Source organism: Clostridiales bacterium, assembly GCA_015243575.1.
GTDB lineage: Bacteria > Bacillota > Clostridia > Peptostreptococcales > Anaerovoracaceae > Anoxybacterium > Anoxybacterium hadale.
Genome location: CP042469.1, coordinates 1,139,824 through 1,160,261 on the forward strand (window position 1 = coordinate 1,139,824; position 20,438 = coordinate 1,160,261).

General features: G+C 44.5%; 17 protein-coding genes. All 17 read left to right on the forward strand.

The window, feature by feature from the left end; genetic code table 11:
* Position 1: 1 nt before the first annotated feature.
* The 17 genes from nusB to FRZ06_05050 all read left to right on the forward strand — a co-directional run bounded on the left by nusB (position 2) and on the right by FRZ06_05050 (position 20,201).
* Positions 2 to 409, forward strand: coding sequence for a transcription antitermination factor NusB (nusB, locus tag FRZ06_04970; protein QOX62743.1), 408 nt, complete (start codon positions 2 to 4; stop codon positions 407 to 409).
* The gene (locus FRZ06_04975; protein ID QOX62744.1) at positions 399 to 1,394 is read left to right on the forward strand and encodes an O-sialoglycoprotein endopeptidase; all 996 of its coding nucleotides are present in this window, start codon (positions 399 to 401) and stop codon (positions 1,392 to 1,394) included. The genes nusB and FRZ06_04975 overlap by 11 nt, the downstream gene beginning before the upstream one ends.
* Positions 1,376 to 2,617 (forward strand): exodeoxyribonuclease VII large subunit, encoded by a 1,242-nt coding sequence (locus tag FRZ06_04980; GenBank protein QOX62745.1) that lies wholly within the window; start codon positions 1,376 to 1,378, stop codon positions 2,615 to 2,617. Before FRZ06_04975 ends, FRZ06_04980 begins: the two co-directional genes overlap by 19 nt.
* A complete protein-coding gene (gene xseB / locus FRZ06_04985) occupies positions 2,586 to 2,789 on the forward strand; it encodes an exodeoxyribonuclease VII small subunit (protein QOX62746.1) in 204 nt (67 codons plus the stop codon). Before FRZ06_04980 ends, xseB begins: the two co-directional genes overlap by 32 nt.
* A gap of 15 nt (positions 2,790 to 2,804) precedes the next feature.
* Positions 2,805 to 3,701: a polyprenyl synthetase family protein gene (locus FRZ06_04990; GenBank protein ID QOX62747.1), complete on the forward strand. Its 897-nt coding sequence runs from the start codon at positions 2,805 to 2,807 to the stop codon at positions 3,699 to 3,701.
* A 77-nt stretch (positions 3,702 to 3,778) separates the two neighbouring features.
* Entirely contained in the window at positions 3,779 to 5,686 is a 1,908-nt protein-coding gene (gene dxs, locus FRZ06_04995) for a 1-deoxy-D-xylulose-5-phosphate synthase (GenBank protein ID QOX62748.1), read from the forward strand.
* Complete coding sequence (locus FRZ06_05000; protein ID QOX65833.1) at positions 5,634 to 6,482, forward strand: TlyA family RNA methyltransferase; 849 nt, start codon at positions 5,634 to 5,636, stop codon at positions 6,480 to 6,482. Before dxs ends, FRZ06_05000 begins: the two co-directional genes overlap by 53 nt.
* 53 nt (positions 6,483 to 6,535) lie before the next feature.
* A complete protein-coding gene (gene mutS, locus FRZ06_05005) occupies positions 6,536 to 9,160 on the forward strand; it encodes a DNA mismatch repair protein MutS (protein QOX62749.1) in 2,625 nt (874 codons plus the stop codon).
* A 71-nt stretch (positions 9,161 to 9,231) separates the two neighbouring features.
* Positions 9,232 to 11,319, forward strand: a complete 2,088-nt coding sequence (gene mutL, locus FRZ06_05010) for a DNA mismatch repair endonuclease MutL (GenBank protein QOX62750.1) — start codon at positions 9,232 to 9,234, stop codon at positions 11,317 to 11,319.
* Between the two features lie 73 nt (positions 11,320 to 11,392).
* Positions 11,393 to 12,337 carry a tRNA (adenosine(37)-N6)-dimethylallyltransferase MiaA gene (gene miaA / locus FRZ06_05015; GenBank protein ID QOX62751.1) on the forward strand — a complete coding sequence of 315 codons (945 nt, stop codon included), beginning with the start codon at positions 11,393 to 11,395 and terminating at the stop codon, positions 12,335 to 12,337.
* 44 nt (positions 12,338 to 12,381) lie between these two features.
* On the forward strand, positions 12,382 to 13,527 hold the full coding sequence (locus FRZ06_05020) for a tyrosine-type recombinase/integrase (GenBank protein QOX65834.1): 1,146 nt from the start codon (positions 12,382 to 12,384) through the stop codon (positions 13,525 to 13,527).
* A gap of 137 nt (positions 13,528 to 13,664) precedes the next feature.
* Positions 13,665 to 14,963, forward strand: coding sequence for a hypothetical protein (locus FRZ06_05025; GenBank protein QOX62752.1), 1,299 nt, complete (start codon positions 13,665 to 13,667; stop codon positions 14,961 to 14,963).
* A gap of 151 nt (positions 14,964 to 15,114) precedes the next feature.
* Positions 15,115 to 15,852, forward strand: a complete 738-nt coding sequence (locus FRZ06_05030) for a TVP38/TMEM64 family protein (protein QOX62753.1) — start codon at positions 15,115 to 15,117, stop codon at positions 15,850 to 15,852.
* Between the two features lie 36 nt (positions 15,853 to 15,888).
* Positions 15,889 to 16,398 carry a MarR family transcriptional regulator gene (locus tag FRZ06_05035; protein ID QOX62754.1) on the forward strand — a complete coding sequence of 170 codons (510 nt, stop codon included), beginning with the start codon at positions 15,889 to 15,891 and terminating at the stop codon, positions 16,396 to 16,398.
* Positions 16,399 to 16,515: 117 nt separating this feature from the next.
* A complete protein-coding gene (locus tag FRZ06_05040) occupies positions 16,516 to 17,781 on the forward strand; it encodes an MFS transporter (GenBank protein ID QOX62755.1) in 1,266 nt (421 codons plus the stop codon).
* A 186-nt stretch (positions 17,782 to 17,967) separates the two neighbouring features.
* Positions 17,968 to 18,885 (forward strand): AraC family transcriptional regulator, encoded by a 918-nt coding sequence (locus FRZ06_05045; protein ID QOX62756.1) that lies wholly within the window; start codon positions 17,968 to 17,970, stop codon positions 18,883 to 18,885.
* Positions 18,886 to 19,145: 260 nt separating this feature from the next.
* Positions 19,146 to 20,201 carry an aldo/keto reductase gene (locus tag FRZ06_05050; protein QOX62757.1) on the forward strand — a complete coding sequence of 352 codons (1,056 nt, stop codon included), beginning with the start codon at positions 19,146 to 19,148 and terminating at the stop codon, positions 20,199 to 20,201.
* The last annotated feature ends 237 nt before the right edge of the window (positions 20,202 to 20,438 follow it).

The following is a 20,438-nucleotide window of genomic DNA, read 5'->3' on the forward strand; positions in this document are numbered from 1 at the left end:
CATGCGAAGAACCGAAGCAAGAGAGCTTTTCATGCAGCTGTTGTTTCAGATGGAAGTACAGAATGATTATGGCAAGGAAATAAAGGAACGATTTGTTCAGGAGCACCTGCGGGAATCCAATCAGTTGGATTATTTCAACAACCTTTATGAGGCTACCGCAAACAATCTTGATCAGATCGATGTTAAGTTGGAAGCGTGCAGCTCCAACTGGAAAATTAACCGTATGGCTAAGGTTGACCTGGCAATTTTGCGGTTATCCGCGGCAGAAATCTTATACCTGGATGAGGTGCCTGATTCAGCGTCGATCAACGAAGCTGTGGATATGGCAAAAAAGTTTGGCGGCGATGATTCGGGAAAATTCATCAACGGGATTCTGGGTAAGGTTGTAAGAACGAAAGATGCAGAATAAAGATCTGATTCTCGGCATTGATACCAGCAACTACACAACATCACTTGCGGTTACGGATATCAGCGGAGAAATCAAACTGGATGCAAGAAAATTATTAACTGTAAAGCAGGGCGAAAGAGGGCTTCGGCAATCCCACGCCCTTTTTCAGCATATGGAAAATCTGCCGGTCTTGATTCTCAAAGCACTAGAATCAACAGATAAGCATCGGATTGCTGCTGTAGCAGCATCCAGCAGACCAAGACCGGTAGAAGGTTCCTATATGCCTGTTTTCAAAGCCGGCGTAAATTACGGGAAAGTTATGGCAGCCAGCCTGGGGGTGCCATTCTTTGAGTTCTCGCATCAGGAAGGACATTTGGAAGCAGTAAAATACAACAGCCCATTAACGGAGGTTGGCGATTATCTGGCCTACCATCTTTCCGGCGGAACCAGTGAATTGCTGAAGGTTAGCAATGGACAAATCAACATTCTGGGGGGAAGCAGAGACCTTTCCTTTGGTCAGGTCATCGACAGAATCGGTGTAGTTCTTGGGATGGATTTTCCCTGCGGCAAACAATTGGATCAGATGGCAATTGATGCAAGGGACAAGCTTGATGCAGCTGACAATAAAAAGTTACATCTTTTAAAAAAGATCCCTGTGAGCGGTCTTGAAATCAACCTTTCCGGCCTGGAAACACAGTGCAGACGGCACCTGGAAAACGGAGCAGATCCAGAATGGCTGATCTACGAATTGTTTCACCATATGGGAAGCTGCCTCGCAGTATTAACGGAGAAAGCGGTTACGGAATCAGGTTGCAGCCACGTGCTTTTTACCGGCGGCGTGACCGCCAGCAGCTTTATCAGAACGGAATTAAAAACCTATTTTAACGACCGTCTCGTTTTCGGGCGGCATATACAGATCATGTTTGGAGATCCTGCCCTTTCCTCAGATAATGCGGTTGGGATTTCCTATCTCGGAGGGAAGGCTTTATGGCTATCAAACCGGTAAAGGTATCACAGCTCAACGGTTATATTAAGAGAATTCTTCAATCAGATCCGCTGCTGGGCAACGTTTCAGTCATCGGCGAGGTTTCAAACCTGAAGCATCACAGCACAGGTCATGTGTATTTTACAATGAAGGATGAAAACAGCAAGATCAATTGTTTCCTTGCATCAGAATACCTCAGGGATCTGCGCTATGAGCTGGCTGACGGTATCGAAATCATTGCATCAGGATATATCTTTCTCTATGAGCGGGGGGGAACCTACTCACTTAATGTTCGAGACATCGCAGTGGAAGGTCTGGGAAACTTAACTGCTGCTTTTGAAAAACTAAAACAAAAGCTCTCCGGCGAAGGCCTTTTTGATGACAAATACAAAAAGCCCATCCCATACTTTCCGAATAAAATCGCGGTCATTACTTCTGAAACCGGTGCCGCGGTAAGAGATATCATAAAAATCATCAAGAGCAGGAATAATATTGTTGATATCTTGGTTTATCCCTGCCTTGTTCAAGGTCCCGGAGCTGCTGCAGATATCGCAAAATCTATTCAGGATGTAAACCGTCTTTTTCCTGAGACCGATACGATTATCGTCGGCAGGGGCGGTGGTTCTATGGAAGAACTGTGGGCGTTTAATGAAGAAATCGTCGCACGGAGTATCTTTGCGTCCAAAATTCCCGTGATTTCTGCGGTGGGCCATGAGACAGATTTCACGATTTCGGACTTTGTTGCAGACAAGAGAGCGGAAACGCCTACTGCTGCGGCGCAGATGGCGGTACCTGATATCAATGCATTAAAAGCATATGTTGAAGGAGAAAAAGACAGCCTGGTTCATGTCATGGAACGGCTGATAAAATATATGGAACTAAGGGTCGCAAGCCACAATATCGGAGCACTGAGCGTAAGCTTGAATCACAGGCTGTTGTACAGTGCAATGAATGCGGAAGCTCTGTTTAAAGATATGGGAGGTGCCCTGGATAGCAGGCTGAAGGACTGGGCCAATCGGCTGGAAATGGCGAAATCAGGTCTGGATGCTTTAAATCCAAAAAATATCATGGACAGAGGATATGCGGCAATTTTAAATGGAGAAGGAAAGATGACGGGTACGGCCGGTAGTTTTCTGACTGGCGATGACCTGACGGCAGTGATGAAGGACGGCAGTATACAATGCCGCGTCTTCGATGTAAGGAGGAATCAAAATGGCAAAACAAGAGAAAAAGATGAGCTTTGAGGAAGCTTTGGCAGGGCTTGAGCGTTCAGCTGAGGTTCTGAAAAAAGACGGCACAACTTTGGAGGAGGCCATGCAGTGTTTTGAAAAAGGCGTGGAGTATTACAAGTACTGCAATGAGATTCTAAGCGATGCAAAACAGAAAATCGAATTCTACGATAAAAAGGAAGCATAAAGGAGATATGGTAGGATGCAAAATGAAGAATATCTGAGATATAAAAACCTGGTAGACGAACATATCCTTTATTTTCTGCCAGATATTGACCATAAAAGTATTACGTTAACCGAAGCTATGACTTACAGTCTAAAAGCCGGAGGGAAAATGCTTCGATCAGTCCTTCTGCTTGCTGCCTGTGATTTCTGCGGAGGGGATGAAAAAACAGCACTTCCTTACGCCTGCGCCATCGAATACATTCATACTTATTCATTGATCCATGATGACCTTCCGGCCATGGACAATGATGACCTCAGAAGAGGGATGCCAACCAATCACAAGGTATTTGGAGAGGCTATGGCGATCTTGGCAGGTGATGGACTGTTAACTTCGGCATTTGAGGCTATGAACAAGGATATGCTGCTTTATTTTGATAATGTTGATCTGCTGAAGCGAAGAGTCAGAGCAGCTTATGAAATCTCAAAAGGAGCCGGCTGCCGAGGAATGATAGCGGGTCAGGTTGCAGACGTGGAGGCGGAGAATAAACAGTGTACCAGAGAAATTCTGGACTATATCCATCTGAATAAAACAGCTGCACTGATTAAGGCGGCTGTAAGAGCAGGCGCTTACCTAGGAGGCTGCGATAAAAAGATGCTGGAAGATCTGGATGCTTATGCGGAAAACATCGGTCTGGCCTTCCAGATTGTGGATGATATTCTGGACGTAAGCGGCAGCGAAGCTGAGCTGGGGAAACGGGTCGGATCGGATGAAGCAAATCAAAAAGCCACCTATCCCTGCCGCTACGGTCTTGAAGAGTCTAAGAAAAAAGCGAATGAGCTGACAGAAAATGCGAAACATGCTTTGGCGGATTACTATGATAATGCGGAATTCTTTATTAAGCTGGCCGATGAACTGGCTTCAAGAATCAAATAACAGTTTCCAGCTGACGCAGAGCAGGTGCCAGACAGTTGTAACATGTAAAATAAGAGATTACAAGGGGTATATTCTAAATGAATAAGACGTTGCTGGACTACAGCTTTCCGGAAGAACTGAAGAAGATGAACGATAGGGACTTGGAGCTGTTGTCTTACGAGATAAGAGATTTTTTAATTGAAAAGGTTTCAAAGAACGGAGGCCACTTGGCCTCTAATCTGGGTGTTGTTGAATTGACCATCGCACTGCATAGCGTATTTGACAGCCCAAAGGATAAGCTGATCTGGGATGTGGGACATCAATCCTACGTACATAAGATTCTTACCGGCAGAGCTGGGAGCTTTGATGGCCTTCGCAGATTCAACGGTCTCAGCGGCTTTCCTAAAAGGGAGGAAAGCATCCATGACATGTTTGATACCGGACACAGCAGTAATTCCATTTCAGCAGCCATGGGCTATGCTGCTGCGAGAGATCTAAAGGGTGAGGATTATTCGGTGGTTGCGGTCATCGGAGACGGCGCGCTGACAGGGGGAATGGCTTACGAAGCGCTGAACAATGCCGGTTCTTCCCATTCCAGGATGATTGTGATCCTCAACGATAACGAGATGTCCATCTCAAAAAATATCGGTGGAATTTCTCAGCATCTTGCAAAGCTGCGGGCCTCTCACACCTACCTGGATCTAAAGAAGCAGTTAAAAAAGACGCTAAAAGGAATTCCAGGCGTTGGCGAAGGTCTCTATAACAGTGTGGAGCATATTCGAGATACGGTAAAATATGCGCTGTCTCCCGGAGGAATCTTCGAACAGCTTGGATTCAAATATTTTGGACCAGTGGATGGTCATAATATCCACGATTTGACTGAGATCCTGTCCGCTGCAAAACTTATGGATGAGCCTGTGCTGATCCATGCCATAACGAAAAAAGGGAAAGGCTACCGGAATGCGGAAAATAATCCGGGGAAATTTCACGGAATCGCCGCCTTTGATCCCACCACAGGCAATTTGGCGTCCGTTTCGGAAAAACCCAGCTATTCCTCTGTGTTTGGGAAGAAGCTCCTGCAGATGGCAGACCGGGATAATAGAATTGTTGCGGTCTGTGCAGCGATGATTGAAGCGACCGGTTTGGGAAAATTCTCTCAGAAATATCCTCAGCGGATCTTTGATGCCGGTATTGCAGAAGCCCATGCAGTGACGTTTGCTGCTGGTCTTGCGGCAGGTGGATACCGACCGGTGGTTGCCATCTACTCCACATTTTTGCAGCGAGCATATGATCAGATTCTCATCGATGTCTGTATGCAGAAGCTTCCGGTCCTGTTTGCCATCGACAGGGCGGGCAATGTAGGTTCCGACGGAGAAACCCATCACGGTGTGTTTGATCTGTCCTACCTGTCTCATATGCCGAATATGACAGTGCTTGCTCCCAAGGATGGAAAAGAACTTGAAGAAATGATGGAATATGCCATGACACTTCCCGGTCCCTGTGCCATCCGTTATCCCAGAGGAGAAGCGCCGGAGATAACACCGGCTGATGGGAATGTGCTGGAAAAACAAGATGTGCTGGAAAAACAAGATGATTTTTTTGGCAGTCGTTCTATCCTCACAGGTCAGGACGTGGAGCTCTTTGCGGTGGGAAAAATGGTTTCTGTTGGAACAGAGGTCTGTGAGCTGCTGCGCAAAAGAGGGATTCAGGCAGGGCTGACCAATGCACGGTTTATAAAACCGATAGATACCGATTCAATTCTTGCTGCTGCGAAGCAAACCGGAAAGCTCATTACGCTTGAGGATAATGTAATTGAGGGCGGCTATGGTTCCTCGGTGACGCAGGTTCTGGCGGAAAAAAGAATGAATGCTGTAAAGATACTGAACATCGGCTGGCCCGATCGTTTTGTAGAGCAGGGAAGCACAGAGGAGCTTTGCTGTAAATATGGATTGGATGCGGAGAGCATCGCGGAAAGGGTGTGTGATTTCCTTGAAGGAAAGGCTTGATATCATACTTGTTAACAGAGGGTTCTTTCCTTCCAGAGAAAGAGCAAAAGCTGCCGTTATGGCGGGCATCGTCTATGTTGACGGACAGAGAGTGGACAAAGCAGGAACGGGCGTTCGAGAGGATGCGGATCTATATGTAAAAGAGGACACCTGTCCTTATGTAAGTCGAGGCGGACTGAAGCTTGCAAAAGCCATCCAATCATTTCAGCTATCCTTAGAGAATGTGGTTGCTGTGGACATTGGGGCTTCTACAGGAGGCTTCACGGACTGTATGCTGAAAAATGGAGCCCAAAAGGTCTATTCCATCGATGTGGGTTACGGCCAGCTTGACTGGATACTCAGAAATGATCCGAGAGTTGTCAATATGGAGAAGGTAAATATTCGCTATCTGGAACCGGATACGATTGAAGAAAAGGCTGATTTTATCAGCATAGATGTATCCTTTATCTCACTGAAGCTTGTCTTCCCTGTTGCGTCTTCCCTGCTGTCTGAGGACGGTAAGCTGGTTTGCCTCGTTAAGCCACAGTTTGAGGCAGGGCGGGAGCAGGTCGGAAAAAAGGGAATTGTTCGGGACAAAGCTGTGCATGAAGAAGTGATCGGAAACGTAATCCAATATGCTGAAAGAAACGGCCTCTACCCCCATGGCCTTGATTTTTCTCCTATGACAGGAGCAAAAGGAAATATCGAATATCTTCTCTTGCTTAGTAAAAACAATCATGATGAGCTTACTGGCGGTCGTGATTATAAAGACATGATCAAAGCAGTGGTCAAGGCTTCCCATGAGGTGCTTGACTAGAAGGGTATAACGTTAATTAAAATAGAGTAGAAAGAAAGCGATTAGAGGTTACCATGCAACTTACACCGATGATGCAGCAATATATGGATATCAAGGAAAACTACAAGGATTGCATCCTGTTCTTCCGTCTCGGAGATTTCTACGAAATGTTTTTTGAAGATGCGATAACGGCGTCAAGGGAGCTGGAAATCACACTGACGGGAAAAAGCTATGGACAGGAAGAACGGGCACCTATGTGCGGTGTTCCGTATCACGCAGCGGATAACTACATCGGCAAACTCATCGACAGAGGCTACAAGGTGGCGATTTGCGAGCAGGTGGAAGATCCGGCAACTGCCAAGGGGATTGTAAAGCGGGAAGTGATACAGATCATCACGCCCGGCACCGTGGTCAGTCAATCCATGCTCAATGAAAAGGAGAACAATTATCTTGCATCTGTCTTTTTGAGTGAGACGGGTGCGGGGATCGCTTATTGTGATGTATCCACTGGAGAAATCAGTGCAGCAGAGCTTTCGGGTACAAGATACATAGAAAAACTGATTAATGAATTGGTAAAAATTAGGGCAAAGGAAGTTGTTGCCAACGAAGCAGTCTCACTGGACGGTCTTTCTGAGGATATTCGCGATGCTTCCGGCGCCTATTTCAGTATATTAGGTTCACAGTACTACAATCAAAATTCCGCGGAGGATGCGGTGCTAAGGCAGTTTAAAGTAAAATCCCTCAAGGGTCTGGGGGTAGAAGAAATGCCCTCCGCAGTAATGGCGCTTGGAGCATTGCTTTCCTATCTTTTTGAGACTCAAAAGCAGAACCTATCCCACCTTGCCCGCCTGAATGTTTACGATACGGCAGGCCATATGGCACTTGATAAGGCAACCATCAAGAATTTGGAGCTGACAGAGACCTTGTTTGAGAAGAAGATTCAAGGCTCTCTTCTTGGTGTTCTGGACAAGACGCAAACTGCCATGGGTTCCAGAAAGATGAAGCAATGGCTGAGAGAACCTTTGAACAGGCTGACAGAAATCAAAGAGCGTCTGGACGCTGTGGAGCTCTTAACAGACGAAATTCTGCTCAGAAACAATATCAAAGAGCATCTGAAAAAGATCTACGATCTGGAGCGTTTGGCCGGACGAATTTCCTGCGGAAACGCCAACGGCAAAGATCTTATTGCCTTAAAAAACTCTATTTTTGTCCTTCCTGATATGAAAAGTGAGCTTTCCGCCTGCGGTGATCCTTTGCTGGAGCGATTGGAAACCTCAATGGACGCACTTGCTGACATCTACGAGCTTATCGATCGTGCTGTGGTGGATGAGCCGCCCTTTACCGTTAAGGAGGGAGGACTGATCAAAAAAGGCTATTCTGAGGATCTTGACAGCTTGAAGGATTCCATCGTTGACGGTCAGAGCTGGATTGCAGGATTGGAAGCAGTTGAAAAAGAGAGGACCGGGATTAAATCCTTAAAGGTTGGCTTTAACAAGGTTTTCGGATATTATATCGAAGTGACAAAATCCTACTATGATCTCGTTCCCGAAAACTACATCAGAAAGCAGACCCTGGCCAACTGCGAGCGGTTTATTACTCCAGAACTAAAAGAAGTAGAATCCGTTGTTCTCAACGCGGAAACAAAGATCAACCAGCTGGAATATGAACTGTTTGTCGAGATCCGAAACATGATTCAAGGCTTTATCGGAACCATACAAAGTACCTCGGCTGCAATTTCTGTGCTTGACGTTCTGGTTTCCTATGCAGAAGTGGGGAGCAGACTGGGATATATCAAACCAAGCATCAACAATGGAGATGCGATCCTCATCGAAAAAGGAAGGCACCCCGTCATAGAAGGAAGCATTCGCAATGGCATCTTTGTTTCTAATGACACCTATGTGGATCGGAAGGACAGCAGCATGCTGCTGATCACCGGTCCAAATATGTCGGGAAAATCTACATACATGCGCCAAACTGCACTGATCGTTCTCATGGCGCAGACAGGCTGTTTCGTGCCGGCAGAAGCTGCAACCATCGGCATTGTAGATCGTATCTATACAAGAATCGGCGCATCCGATAATTTGGCACAGGGGCAGAGTACCTTTTATGTGGAAATGAGTGAGCTCGCCTATATTCTCAACACGGCGACAGACAAAAGCCTCATCATTCTGGATGAAATCGGAAGAGGGACAAGCACCTATGACGGACTTTCCATTGCCTGGGCAGTTGTGGAATATCTTTGCAACAGCAGAGGAAGAATCCGAACCCTCTTTGCCACCCACTATCACGAGCTGACCGCTCTGGAAGGGCATATGACCGGACTGAAAAACCTGAACGTGGATGTACAAGAGAAGGACGGCAATATCGTTTTCCTTCATAAGATAGTCGAGGGCAGTGCCAGCCGAAGTTATGGGATTCACGTGGCAAAGCTTGCAGGGGTACCGCAGCAGCTGCTTCTTGCGGCGGAAGAAAAGCTCTCAGAGCTTGAACATAGCGGCGCTTCTATCGATCTTGACAAATATGTGCCCGGAGCTGCGGAGCAACTTCCGGAAGCAAAGGCGAACGCAGAGCAGATCTCCTTTTTCAGTTTTGCCCCCAATCCTGTAGTGGAGCGGCTGAAATCACTGGATCTTATGACGATTACTCCATCCCAGGCTTTCAGTATTCTTGAGGAATTAAAGAAGGCTGCAGAATCGTAATTGACATGGGTGCTGATTCGAATAAAGGAACGAATAAGAGAATTTCATGAAATGCAGATCAGGCCGAATGAATGCGCATCCGGCCGGAACAGGAGCATGATATGGATCAAACCATAGAAAAAAGAATTTTTGAACTTCCGAAACATGTGGCAGATAAGATCGCGGCTGGCGAAGTAGTGGACAGACCACTTTCCATCGTAAAAGAGCTAGTGGAAAATTCCATTGATGCAGGCGCCACCTCTATCACCATTGAAATACGAAATGGCGGAAAAACATATATCCGTGTAACAGACAACGGCAGCGGCATCCAAAAGGAGGATGCAGAACTTGCATTTAAGAGGCATGCTACCAGCAAAATTAAGACAGATACGGATCTGGATCATATTGAAAGTCTTGGATTTCGCGGTGAAGCACTTGCCAGCATTTCTGCCGTCTCCAAAGTGGAGCTGATCACGAAAACCGCCGGGGATAAGAGTGGGATTCGTCTCAGACTGGAAGGCGGAGAAATGATTGAAAAAGAGGATACGGGCTGTCCTGAGGGAACCACCTTCATCATCGAGGAACTCTTCTTTAATACGCCGGCAAGATTAAAGTTTATGAAGCAGGATGCTACTGAGAGCACACTGATCATCGACTTTATCTCTAAAATGACGCTGGCATATCCTCAGATTAAATTTCGTCTCGTAAACAATGGAAATATCCTGTTTTCCACCAACGGCAAAGGAGATATCTATTCCAATATTCTCACCATTTACAGCAGGGAAATTGGGGATAAGCTGATTCATCTTTCGGAGGATCATGGACAGATGGCACTGGAAGCGTTTATCTCCGCGCCCAGCAACAGCAGAACCAATAGAAAAAGTCAGATTTTCTTTGTAAACGGAAGATATATCAGCAGTAAGCTAATGGAGAATGCGGTGACGGATGCGTACCAGGAAAAGCTCTTTGAAGGCAGATATCCGGTGAGCTTCTTGTTTCTTAGGGTTTCCCCGGAAAGCTTGGATGTCAATATCCATCCCAATAAACGGGAAGTTCGCTTCGATGATGAAAAGGCTGTCAGGGAATTTATCGCTGCGTCCATCAGAAAAAGTTTAAAAACCAAGGACGCGATTCCGGAAATCAAAGAGAATAATCTCTTTAAATTTAAGCCTTCAGCTTTGGCTGCAGACCCATCGAAGACTTTGGCAGATCCTGTTAGCACTCTGGATACAGATAGCCCCAAACCTTCAGCAGAAGGCGTTGATGCTTCGGTGCAGACGAAAGAAGCGGATGTGATAAAAACACAAGCGGTGAAATCCAATGGCACGCAGGTCGAACAGCGACCGAAAGAGGAACAGGTTGACATAAAAAGATTATTGTTTGAATCGAGGCTGGCCAAGGAGAAGCAAAAGCAGTATTCTGAACAAAATCGATCTTCTGTATCTACTGCCGCATCAGCAGTTGAATTCCAAGACGGCGATGAAAAGACCCCTGCACCTTTGGTAAATGAGGCTTTAGACGCTTATGTACCTTCGGAAAAAAGATTAAATTCTGTTATATTGGAGAATAATCAGGCTGGGAATACTAAGCCGGCAGATGATTTTGAGATTGGAGCACTGACCGTTACCGGCTCCATTTTTGGAACATATATTACAGCTGTGGATGATTCGTGTTTCTATCTGATCGACCAGCATGGAGCCCACGAAAGAATCTTTTATGAGCAGCTGCTTGCCGAATATCGAAAAGAAGAGAAGACGCAGCAGATGATTCTGACGCCATTCGTCATAAATGTGACTCATGCCGTCAAAAATGATACGGGGCGAATGCTCCATTTCCTGGGAAATCTAGGCTTTGAGATCGAAGAATTCGGCCCGACTGCTTATATTGTCAAAGCGATTCCGTATTATATGGGACTGGAGGAGTCCAAGGACTTTATCGATTACCTGCTGGACAATATTTCGGAAGAGGGCGAACTGGATAATCAGAAGAAAATCGCCTCGATCATTACCAGCGCCTGCAAGAAAGCAGTGAAAGCCCATGACGTATTGGATCGCCAGGAAATCGATCGCCTGATGGCAGATTTGGCAAAGACAAAGAATCCCTATTCCTGTCCTCACGGAAGGCCTACTTTCGTGAAGCTGCGAAAATATGAAATCGAGAAAATGTTTAAGAGGGTTTAGTACCGATGTGCTGTCCCGACAAATTTTGAATTAGGTATGAGAAACCATACGAGTAGAAGAAAAAGGATGCTATATGAGCGGAGAAAAAACTGTTATTTTTATCGCCGGACCAACGGCGGTAGGGAAAACCAAATATGCAATCGAAGTGGCCAAGACTATGAACGGAGAAATTGTATCTGCCGACTCCATGCAGATTTATCGATATCTTGACATCGGAAGCGCAAAGCCTACCAGTGAGGAACTGGCACAGGCAAAGCACTACCTTGTGGATGAAATCGATCCAGCCTCACCGTTTTCCGCTGCCGAATACCAGCACCTTGCAAAAAAATATATCAATCAGATCTTTGACGCAGGAAAAATGCCGGTGGTCTCCGGCGGTACAGGACTTTATCTCAACTCATTGATTTACGACATGGATTTTTCTGTCATGCCGAGGCAGGAAGGATTTCGAGAAGCGCTGGAAAAAGAGGCTGCGGAGTACGGTGTGAATTATGTTCACGATAAGCTCAAGACGCTAGATCCTGATGCAGCAGAGCGAATTCACCCCAACAATTTAAAGAAGGTCATTCGTGCCATTGAGGTGTTTCAGAGTACCGGGGAAGGCATCCGTGAGTTCAGCGAGTCATTCGTAGAAACCAGAGATTTTCGATGCATTCTCATTGGACTCACAAGAGACAGAGAGGAACTTTATCAGCGCATTGACCAGCGGGTTGATTTGCTTGTGCAGGCAGGCCTCATTGATGAAGTCAAGTGCTTGCTGGATCGAGGGCTCACGGAGGACAGTATCTCAATGAAGGGGATTGGCTATAAAGAAGTCATTGCTTATCTGCATGGAGAATATGATCTTGATGAAGCAATCCGCCTTGTGAAGCGGAACACCAGGCATTATGCAAAGCGTCAGATGACATGGCTCCGCAGATATCCGCAAATGAAATGGTTTAATCTATCTGAATACAGTGATGATCAGTATGCACTGAATGCCATTGTTAAATCTATTCGCAGTGATTTAAGTGATTAGATTAAACTACCACCTTATTGCGTCAGGAGAAAAAGATGGCTAAGATGTCGGTAAAAAAAGAATCAAAAAAAGAATTAAAAATTCATAATAAGAGTGATAAGCCGGACAACATCATCCTGAAGGAACAAGAGATTTTCGAAAAATGTCAGGAAATACAGGAGGAACTCCCATCGTATCTGAATGGTTTTTTTATGTATTTAAAGGGCAATGTTCTGCCCATGACCAGGCTGGCGTATTTGCAGGACATTCGCTTTTTCTTCAATTACCTGATTCATGAAACCGGCTTGACAGAGGCGAAAGCTCCGAAAGAGATCAAACTGGAAGAAATCGACGGGATTCGGGCCTCTGATGTCAATCTCTTTATAGACTATTGCAGAAGATACAAAGTAGAAAAAGAAAAAACTGTCTACATCTACGAAAACGATAAGAAGTCCTTGTCCAGAAAAAAGTCATCTATATCGGTACTTTTTAAGTACCTCTATCGGGATGAACTGGTTCGCAAAAATATTACAGACGGCTTTGATCCCATTAAAACTCCGAAGCCGGGAGAACGAGAAATTAAAGCGTTGCAGGACGATGAAGTGATGAGAATGCTGGATGCGGTCTCCACGGGGGGTAATCTCACAAAAAAAGAGCGGGAATTCTGGGAAAAAACAAAGAAGCGGGATAAAGCGATTTTAATTTTATTTCTTACATATGGGCTTCGTATCTCAGAACTGCAGCAGCTCAACGTATCCTCCTTTAACTTCAGCCGGGGAGAGTTCAAGATCTACCGGAAACGGGGCAAGGAGTCCATCATGCCGCTGAATCAATCGACTGAAAAGACTGTTTTGGCCTATATTAACGAAGAACGTGCCTCAGATGAATCACTGGCAGAGCAGCATAAGGATGCACTGTTCCTGTCTCTGCAAGGGAAAAGAATGACCGAGCGCCAGATTAGAGAGCTTGCAAAGAAATATACCTCAATCGGAATGGCTACCTCAAGATCTTCTGGGTACAGCCCTCATAAGTTAAGAGCCACCGCGGCTACATCGCTGATTGGGCGAGGGAATTCCATCTTTGATGTGCAGGCGCTTTTGGATCATGAGAATGTGACGACAACACAGCTCTACGCAGCGCACAAGAAAAACGTGAAGAAGGATTTGGTTAAAAATTTTGAATGGGAAGAGGAATTCGATAAAAATCGTTGATATTGCGCTCTATCGACAGAAGACTTATGCCTAAGGCATACCGCATAGAAACAGAATCGACAAGCGCATGTAACTATAAATATATTATGTATACCGGAAACCTGTTCGTAGAACAAGAAAAAATGGGAGAATCTATCATGCAGAAGAATACCTATCAATTATTGAATAAAGAATTTGGAATCAGCGAAGACGTATTGAATGCAGTTTCAGAAGCAGAGGGGCAAATTCAAGAAATCTTTTATGAACTTGATGATATTATGGCCTTTAATCAATACAAAATTTTAAATGCATTTCAGAAGAACAGAATTTCTGACATGCATTTTGGATGGAATACTGGATACGGATATAACGATCCGGGGCGAGAGGCATTGGAAAAGGTTTATGCCGATATTTTCAAAACGGATACCGCTTTGGTTCGGCCGATTATCGTAAACGGTACTCATGCGCTGACGTTGACACTGTCTGGAATTCTCAGACCGGGAGACGAACTGATTTACTGTACGGGAAAACCGTATGATACCTTGGAAGAAGTAATTGGAATTCGGGGCGAGGGAAAGGGATCTCTTAAGGATTTTGGAATTCACTATAAACAAGTGGAACTGAAGGAAGACGGAACCATTGACTTATCAGCTCTTGCGGCTGCAATCACACCGAAAACAAGGATGGTTACACTTCAGCGAGCCACCGGATACGGCTGGAGAAAAGCCATTACCATTCCGGAAATAGAAGAATGGGCTCGATTTGTAAAATCCATACGTGCGGATATCGTCTGCATGGTAGACAACTGCTATGGTGAATTCCTTGATGTTAAGGAACCGACGGAAGTGGGAGCTGATGTTGTAGCAGGATCCCTGATCAAGAATCCCGGCGGTGGACTTGCACTGACAGGCGGATATATTGCAGGTCGTGCTGACCTGATCGAAAACATCTCTTATCGGATGACCTCCCCGGGAATCGGCGGTGAATGCGGCCTTACCTTCGGACAGACCCGTACCATGTTCCAGGGGTTGTTCCTTGCTCCCAAAACGGTAAACGGAGCTGTGAAAGGTGCAATTTTATGCTCCAAAGTCTTCCAAAATCTCTGCTTTGATGTCTGCCCCAAGCCTGAAGAAAAACGGAGCGACATCATCGAAGCAGTGAAATTGGGATCACCGGAAGCAGTGGTTGCATTCTGCGAAGGGATTCAGGCGGCAGCGCCCATTGACGCTCATGTCAAACCAGTTCCATGGGATATGCCTGGGTATGAAGACCAAGTAATCATGGCAGCAGGTGCTTTTGTCCAGGGATCATCCATAGAGCTCAGTGCAGATGCTCCAATACGACCGCCGTACATCGTTTACTTTCAGGGAGGCCTGACCTATGAACATTCGAAATTCGGCGTGATCAAAGCACTTCAGGAATTATATCGAAATAATCTTTTGAATTTCAGTAAATAAGAAGAATAAGTACCATATCTCGTGGAGCGTGACAGTACGCCACCCGGAGCGTGACATTTAAAAGCGTGCAACGAGTTAAAACGAAAGAATTCGGATATAATAATCAGGTCACAATACAATCATGAACAACGATTAATTTCAGGTGAGAGAAATGACCATTGATTCATCAGCACACAAAAAACGATACAGAACATTTGTTTCCATACTAAAGCTGGTAATTCTGCTCGGTATTATCATTGCTGTGCCGGTTTATGTGTATTTTACGTATCCAGAGTTGATTGATCGATTTAAGAACCTGGAAGAAATCAATAAAGTACTGAAACAGTACAAGACTGCAAGCATCTTCATCTATATCGGGCTGCAGGTGTTTCAGATTATTATATCGGTTTTGCCGGGGCAGGCACTGCAGTTTGCCGCGGGGTATGCGTACAAATTTCTGCTGGGGCTCCTTTTTTCAGTGATAGGGGTTGCCTTGGGCACCGTGATAACCTTTTATCTGGCCCGTCTGCTTGGTAAGGATGCACTTCATTTGATTTTCGGAGAAGAAAAATTTTCTCGGTTTGTTCACACGTTGAACAAGAAGAGATCTTTCGTGATTCTCTTTGTTATTTTTCTGATCCCGGGGATTCCCAAGGATATTTTCACATATGCCGCTGGTGTATCAGAAATACGCATCATTCCGTTCCTTTTACTATCACTGGGAGGAAGGCTTCCCGCTATGATGGGAAGTGTCATGATGGGCAGCATGTTCTATAACGGAAGTTATATTGGGCTCATTGCACTGGCAGTTGCCGCTGTAATCCTTTTTACGGCAGGCATCCTGCAGCGGGATCGGCTCATGGGATGGTCAGACAAAGTCTACTGCCGAATGGTAAGAGAGAAATCATAAGGAAGAATAGAATCAAGGGTCAGGAGGGAAAGAGCAATGAACAAAGAAGAACAGGTCATGAGAGGTCTCAGGGACGTATTCAACAAGATGGGATGGCTTAACCGACTAAAGATGGAGGAAAGCCTTAAGGGCTATAAGTCATCAGAAGTGCATTGTATTGAGTACATAGGAAGAAATGAAGATCCAAACGTAACGAAACTTGCGGAATCCTTTTTTATGACCACCGGTGCAATCAGCAAATTAACAGCAAAACTGGTCAATAAAGGTGTCATAGAAAGCTACAGAAAGCCGGAAAATAGAAAAGAAATCTATTTCAGGCTTACTGAGAAAGGGAAAGACGTCTATAAAATCCATGATGAACTGCACAGAGAGTTTCAAAAGAGAGATAAAGTAGTCTTCCAACAGATCACTGAGGAACAGTTTGACAGTATGCTCCGCTTCGTGGAAGAGTATAACCGCCACCTGGATACAGAAATAAGAAAATTGGATGAGGTCTTCAAATCCAAACCACTGGAAGCGGAATCCAAATCTGAACCAATTGAATAATTTGAGTGAAAACAATGCAGCCAGTTCTTTTGAGAATAGCTGCTTTTTTCTTTCTGTCATTTTGTTGACAAGGAAGCAAAATGGTGATACCATGGTTTTGCATCCGAGGAAACAAAAATGAAAAGGAGAAATTTTGTGATCAAATTAAAACCATATAAAGAACCATCTGCAAACGTAATTGTAGACAGAAAAGCACTCCTGTTTGGCCTGATGTCTGTGTTCCTTTGCGGAATAGGCTTCACCATCATAGCACCTGTTGTTCCGTTCTTGGTAGAGCCTTATATCAGTAGTCCCAAAGATCAAGCCATTGTCGTTACCTTTCTAACATCTGTATATGCAGTCTGCGTGTTTTTTGCAGCTCCGGTACTCGGAGCTTTGAGTGACAGATACGGTCGTCGTCCATTACTTTTGATATGCCTTTTCGGTTCTTCCATCGGATACCTCGTTTTTGGCATAGGAGGTGCGCTATGGGTACTATTTGCAGGACGCATTATAGAAGGGATAACAGGAGGGAGCATTAGTACGATCTTTGCATATTTTGCAGACATTACCCCGAGAGAACATCGCACAAAGTACTTTGGGTGGGTGAGTGCGGTTACCGGTGTAGGCGTCGTCATTGGGCCCACACTGGGCGGATTGCTTACTAAGTTTGGCTACTCAGCACCAATGTTTTTTGGCGCTGCCATCACTTTAATCAATGTGTGTTATGGATATCTATTTATGCCAGAGAGTCTTGCCCAAAAGAATCGATTGAAAAAAATTACCGCCGCAAGACTCAATCCATTTCTGCAGCTCATTAATATACTTTCAATGAAACAGTTGAAAAGAATCCTTATAGCTGCTTTCTTACTTTGGATACCCAACGGATCACTGCAAGCGGTTTTTTCACAATTTATCATTGATACCTTTCATTGGAAGCCTGCACTCATTGGGATGATGTTTTCCATTATGGGCATCCAAGATATCGTTTCACAAGGAATCGTAATGCCTAAGCTGTTGATTAAGCTTAGCGATGCACGAATCGCGATTCTGGGAATGGTTTCCGAAATTGCGGGATACAGTCTCATCGCTGTTTCTGCTTTGTTTTCATACTATCCTCTTTTTATAACGGGCATGTTTCTCTTTGGTTTTGGTGACTCAATTTTCGGACCATCCTTTAACGGTATGCTTTCCAAGTCGTCAGATGCCAGTGAACAAGGAAGGATTCAGGGAGGCAGTCAATCAATTCAATCTTTGGCAAGAATCATCGGGCCTGTTGTCGGAGGTCAAATCTACGTAAGGCTTGGCCATGCAGCACCAGCTTTTATGGGCATGATCCTTATTGGAGCAGCAATACCGGTTTTGTATCAAAGAACGGCAGTCAGTTCTAAAGAAAAAGCTTAATCACCGCATGTATCTTCTTAATTGGACAGTGAAATTTAATTCGACATATGGTATGATTTGGAGGAGCAGGCCGGGAAAATAGTCTTCATTAATTTGTCATGTAAATGTATAATGAGGATGGTAATACAGGATTGAAAATGAGGTTTTTAGATTCGGAACCCGAATATAAAAAATGTGGAGAATTTAATGTCTAACGAAAACAATGATATGCAAAAAGAGCTTGCTGAGTTGGTCAGCCGCCATACGGACAGAGAGGGGCCACAGGTTACCGCGATCTCAGCCCTTAGTTTCTCTCGTTATTCTAGTCCACACTGTCATGATGGAGTGGTTGCGCCCTATATTATAAACCAACCTTCAATCTATATCGTAGTACAAGGGATAAAGGATGTAATATTTGGTGGAGAGCATTTCAGGTACGGGCTGCCAAACTACTTGGTATCATCTATGAATCTGCCTATCATAGCAGAAGTGCTTGAAGCATCTAATGAGAACCCTAACCTTTCGTTGAAGATTGGGTTCACGAATCATCAAATCTTAGAGTTATTAAATGATGATGAGATCAAGAGGAACTCACGTAAAATAAAGCGTGGACTGAATATCGCAAAGTTAGATGAATCATTATTAGATGCTATTCTAAGACTGGTTCGATTACTGGATAAACCAGGAGATATTACTATTCTAGCACCTCTTTTTGTAAAGGAAATTTTATATAAAGTGCTTAGCAGCGAATATGGCGATTCATTGAAACAAATTGTAATTGATAATAGTCCAACGGTATCTATTCAAAACGCGATTCAGCACATTGTAAACCATTATCAGGAGGCGCTTCGCGTTGAAGAACTGGCTAAGATTGCTAATATGAGTGTACCTTCATTCTTTAGACACTTCAAAGAAATCACAATCATGAGCCCAATACAATTTCAAAAGCAGTTAAGGCTTCAGGAAGCGCGGCGACTTTTAATAACCAGTACAATAGATGTTGCCGAAGCAGCATATCTGGTTGGATATGAAAGTACGACGCAATTCATTCGTGAGTACTCAAGAACGTTTGAATTTTCTCCTAGAAAAGATTTAAAGCGGATGAAAAACATGGAGCGTGAGTGAATCATATTAGAATATAAAATGAAAGTCTGTAAAGAAGAGTGTAATCGCAGCGAATAGCGAATTCACTCTTTTTTTGTTTGAAATTGTTTAACCCAAATATCAACCATACTTTATCAACTATTTGCCCGCAGCCGTACAGACCTACAGAAAATAGGATCATGATAGGATTAGGCAATTTTTTGATCGGATCATGTTATCGGTATAACATGAATTCGAGCTAAAATATGATTATAGAATTAAGAATTTTTCAGGAGGTAATTATGGAATATATTAAACTTGGCCGTTCCGGTCTGGAAGTTTCACCTATTTGTATCGGAAGTATGGGATTTGGAGATCCAACGAAAGGCCACCCAACTTGGGCACTTGGTGAGGAAGGCAGCCGTCCTTTAATTAAACACGCCATAGAAGCGGGCATAAACTTTTTCGATACTGCTAATCTCTATTCACAAGGAACGAGTGAAGAGATCTTAGGTAGGGCGCTTAAAGAATTTTCAAGACGTGAGAATATCGTTATTGCGACGAAACTCGGTGCACCTACACGTATAGGTCCTAATTCATTTGGTCTTTCTCGAAAGGCGATTCTGACTGAGATTGACAACAGCTTGAGACGTCTTGGTACGGATTATATCGACCTTTATCAGATCCATCGTGCTGATCCGTTTACGCCTTGGGAGGAGACTTTAGAAGCACTTCATGATCTTGTTAAGATGGGAAAAGTGCGTTATTTGGGAGCATCCACAATGAGAGCCTGGCAGTTCGCTAAAGCGCTGCATATACAGAAATCTAACGGCTGGGCTCGTTTTATATCGATGCAGCATAACTACAATCTTGTTGCTCGCGAAGAAGAGAACGAAATGCTTCCGCTCTGTGCCGACGAAGGCATACAAACCATCATCTATAGTCCGTTATCCCGTGGGCTGCTTGCCCGGCCATGGGGTGAAAAAACATCTCGCTCTGAAGCCGAATCAGGTGCTTCCGTATACTTCAATGCAACTGCAGCTGCTGATGAAAAAATCGTTCAAGCGATTGGACAGGTATCCGAGGAACGAGGTGTCAGCCGTGCACAAGTCTCTCTAGCTTGGTTATACAGAAATTCCGTTGTTGCAGCACCTATCGTGGGGGCGCTCAAAGCCAGCCACATCGATGAGGCGATAAAAGCATTATCTATCAAGCTGACCAATGAAGAAGCATCCATATTAGAGGCATCATACACACCGCGTATCGATGTTAACGTTAAAAACTCCGATCCGAAAGCAATTGCTAAAATGGCTGCGACGGTTGGGATTAAAATCGCGATTCCGACTTCCTCGAATTAGTTAGCAAAATTGAGCAGAATAGACCCACTTCAGCCATGGCTGAAGTGGGTCTTTCAATAACTCATTTCAGATTGATGTATGTTAAGCAATATCAGACAAAGAGAAAATGCGAACGAAATGCAGTGATTTTAACGACGGAGCTGCATTTTGTTTTTAAATCGGCGAAAAAGAACAAATGTTTGTAAAATTACTTGACAACGAACGCACATTCTATTACTATAAAGAAAAGAACATACG

Bases quoted from the DNA above. Each gene is read 5' to 3' on its own strand.
- dxs (QOX62748.1), top strand. From the start codon at position 3,779: ATGAATAAGACGTTGCTGGACTACAGCTTTCCGGAAGAACTGAAGAAG.
- mutS (QOX62749.1), top strand. From the start codon at position 6,536: ATGCAACTTACACCGATGATGCAGCAATATATGGATATCAAGGAAAAC.
- nusB (QOX62743.1), top strand. From the start codon at position 2: ATGCGAAGAACCGAAGCAAGAGAGCTTTTCATGCAGCTGTTGTTTCAG.
- FRZ06_05000 (QOX65833.1), top strand. From the start codon at position 5,634: ATGCGGAGAGCATCGCGGAAAGGGTGTGTGATTTCCTTGAAGGAAAGG.
- FRZ06_05035 (QOX62754.1), top strand. From the start codon at position 15,889: ATGAACAAAGAAGAACAGGTCATGAGAGGTCTCAGGGACGTATTCAAC.
- FRZ06_04980 (QOX62745.1), top strand. From the start codon at position 1,376: ATGGCTATCAAACCGGTAAAGGTATCACAGCTCAACGGTTATATTAAG.
- FRZ06_05050 (QOX62757.1), top strand. From the start codon at position 19,146: ATGGAATATATTAAACTTGGCCGTTCCGGTCTGGAAGTTTCACCTATT.
- FRZ06_05045 (QOX62756.1), top strand. From the start codon at position 17,968: ATGTCTAACGAAAACAATGATATGCAAAAAGAGCTTGCTGAGTTGGTC.
- miaA (QOX62751.1), top strand. From the start codon at position 11,393: ATGAGCGGAGAAAAAACTGTTATTTTTATCGCCGGACCAACGGCGGTA.
- FRZ06_04990 (QOX62747.1), top strand. From the start codon at position 2,805: ATGCAAAATGAAGAATATCTGAGATATAAAAACCTGGTAGACGAACAT.
- mutL (QOX62750.1), top strand. From the start codon at position 9,232: ATGCGCATCCGGCCGGAACAGGAGCATGATATGGATCAAACCATAGAA.
- FRZ06_05030 (QOX62753.1), top strand. From the start codon at position 15,115: ATGACCATTGATTCATCAGCACACAAAAAACGATACAGAACATTTGTT.
- xseB (QOX62746.1), top strand. From the start codon at position 2,586: ATGGCAAAACAAGAGAAAAAGATGAGCTTTGAGGAAGCTTTGGCAGGG.
- FRZ06_05025 (QOX62752.1), top strand. From the start codon at position 13,665: ATGCAGAAGAATACCTATCAATTATTGAATAAAGAATTTGGAATCAGC.
- FRZ06_05020 (QOX65834.1), top strand. From the start codon at position 12,382: ATGTCGGTAAAAAAAGAATCAAAAAAAGAATTAAAAATTCATAATAAG.
- FRZ06_05040 (QOX62755.1), top strand. From the start codon at position 16,516: ATGAAAAGGAGAAATTTTGTGATCAAATTAAAACCATATAAAGAACCA.
- FRZ06_04975 (QOX62744.1), top strand. From the start codon at position 399: ATGCAGAATAAAGATCTGATTCTCGGCATTGATACCAGCAACTACACA.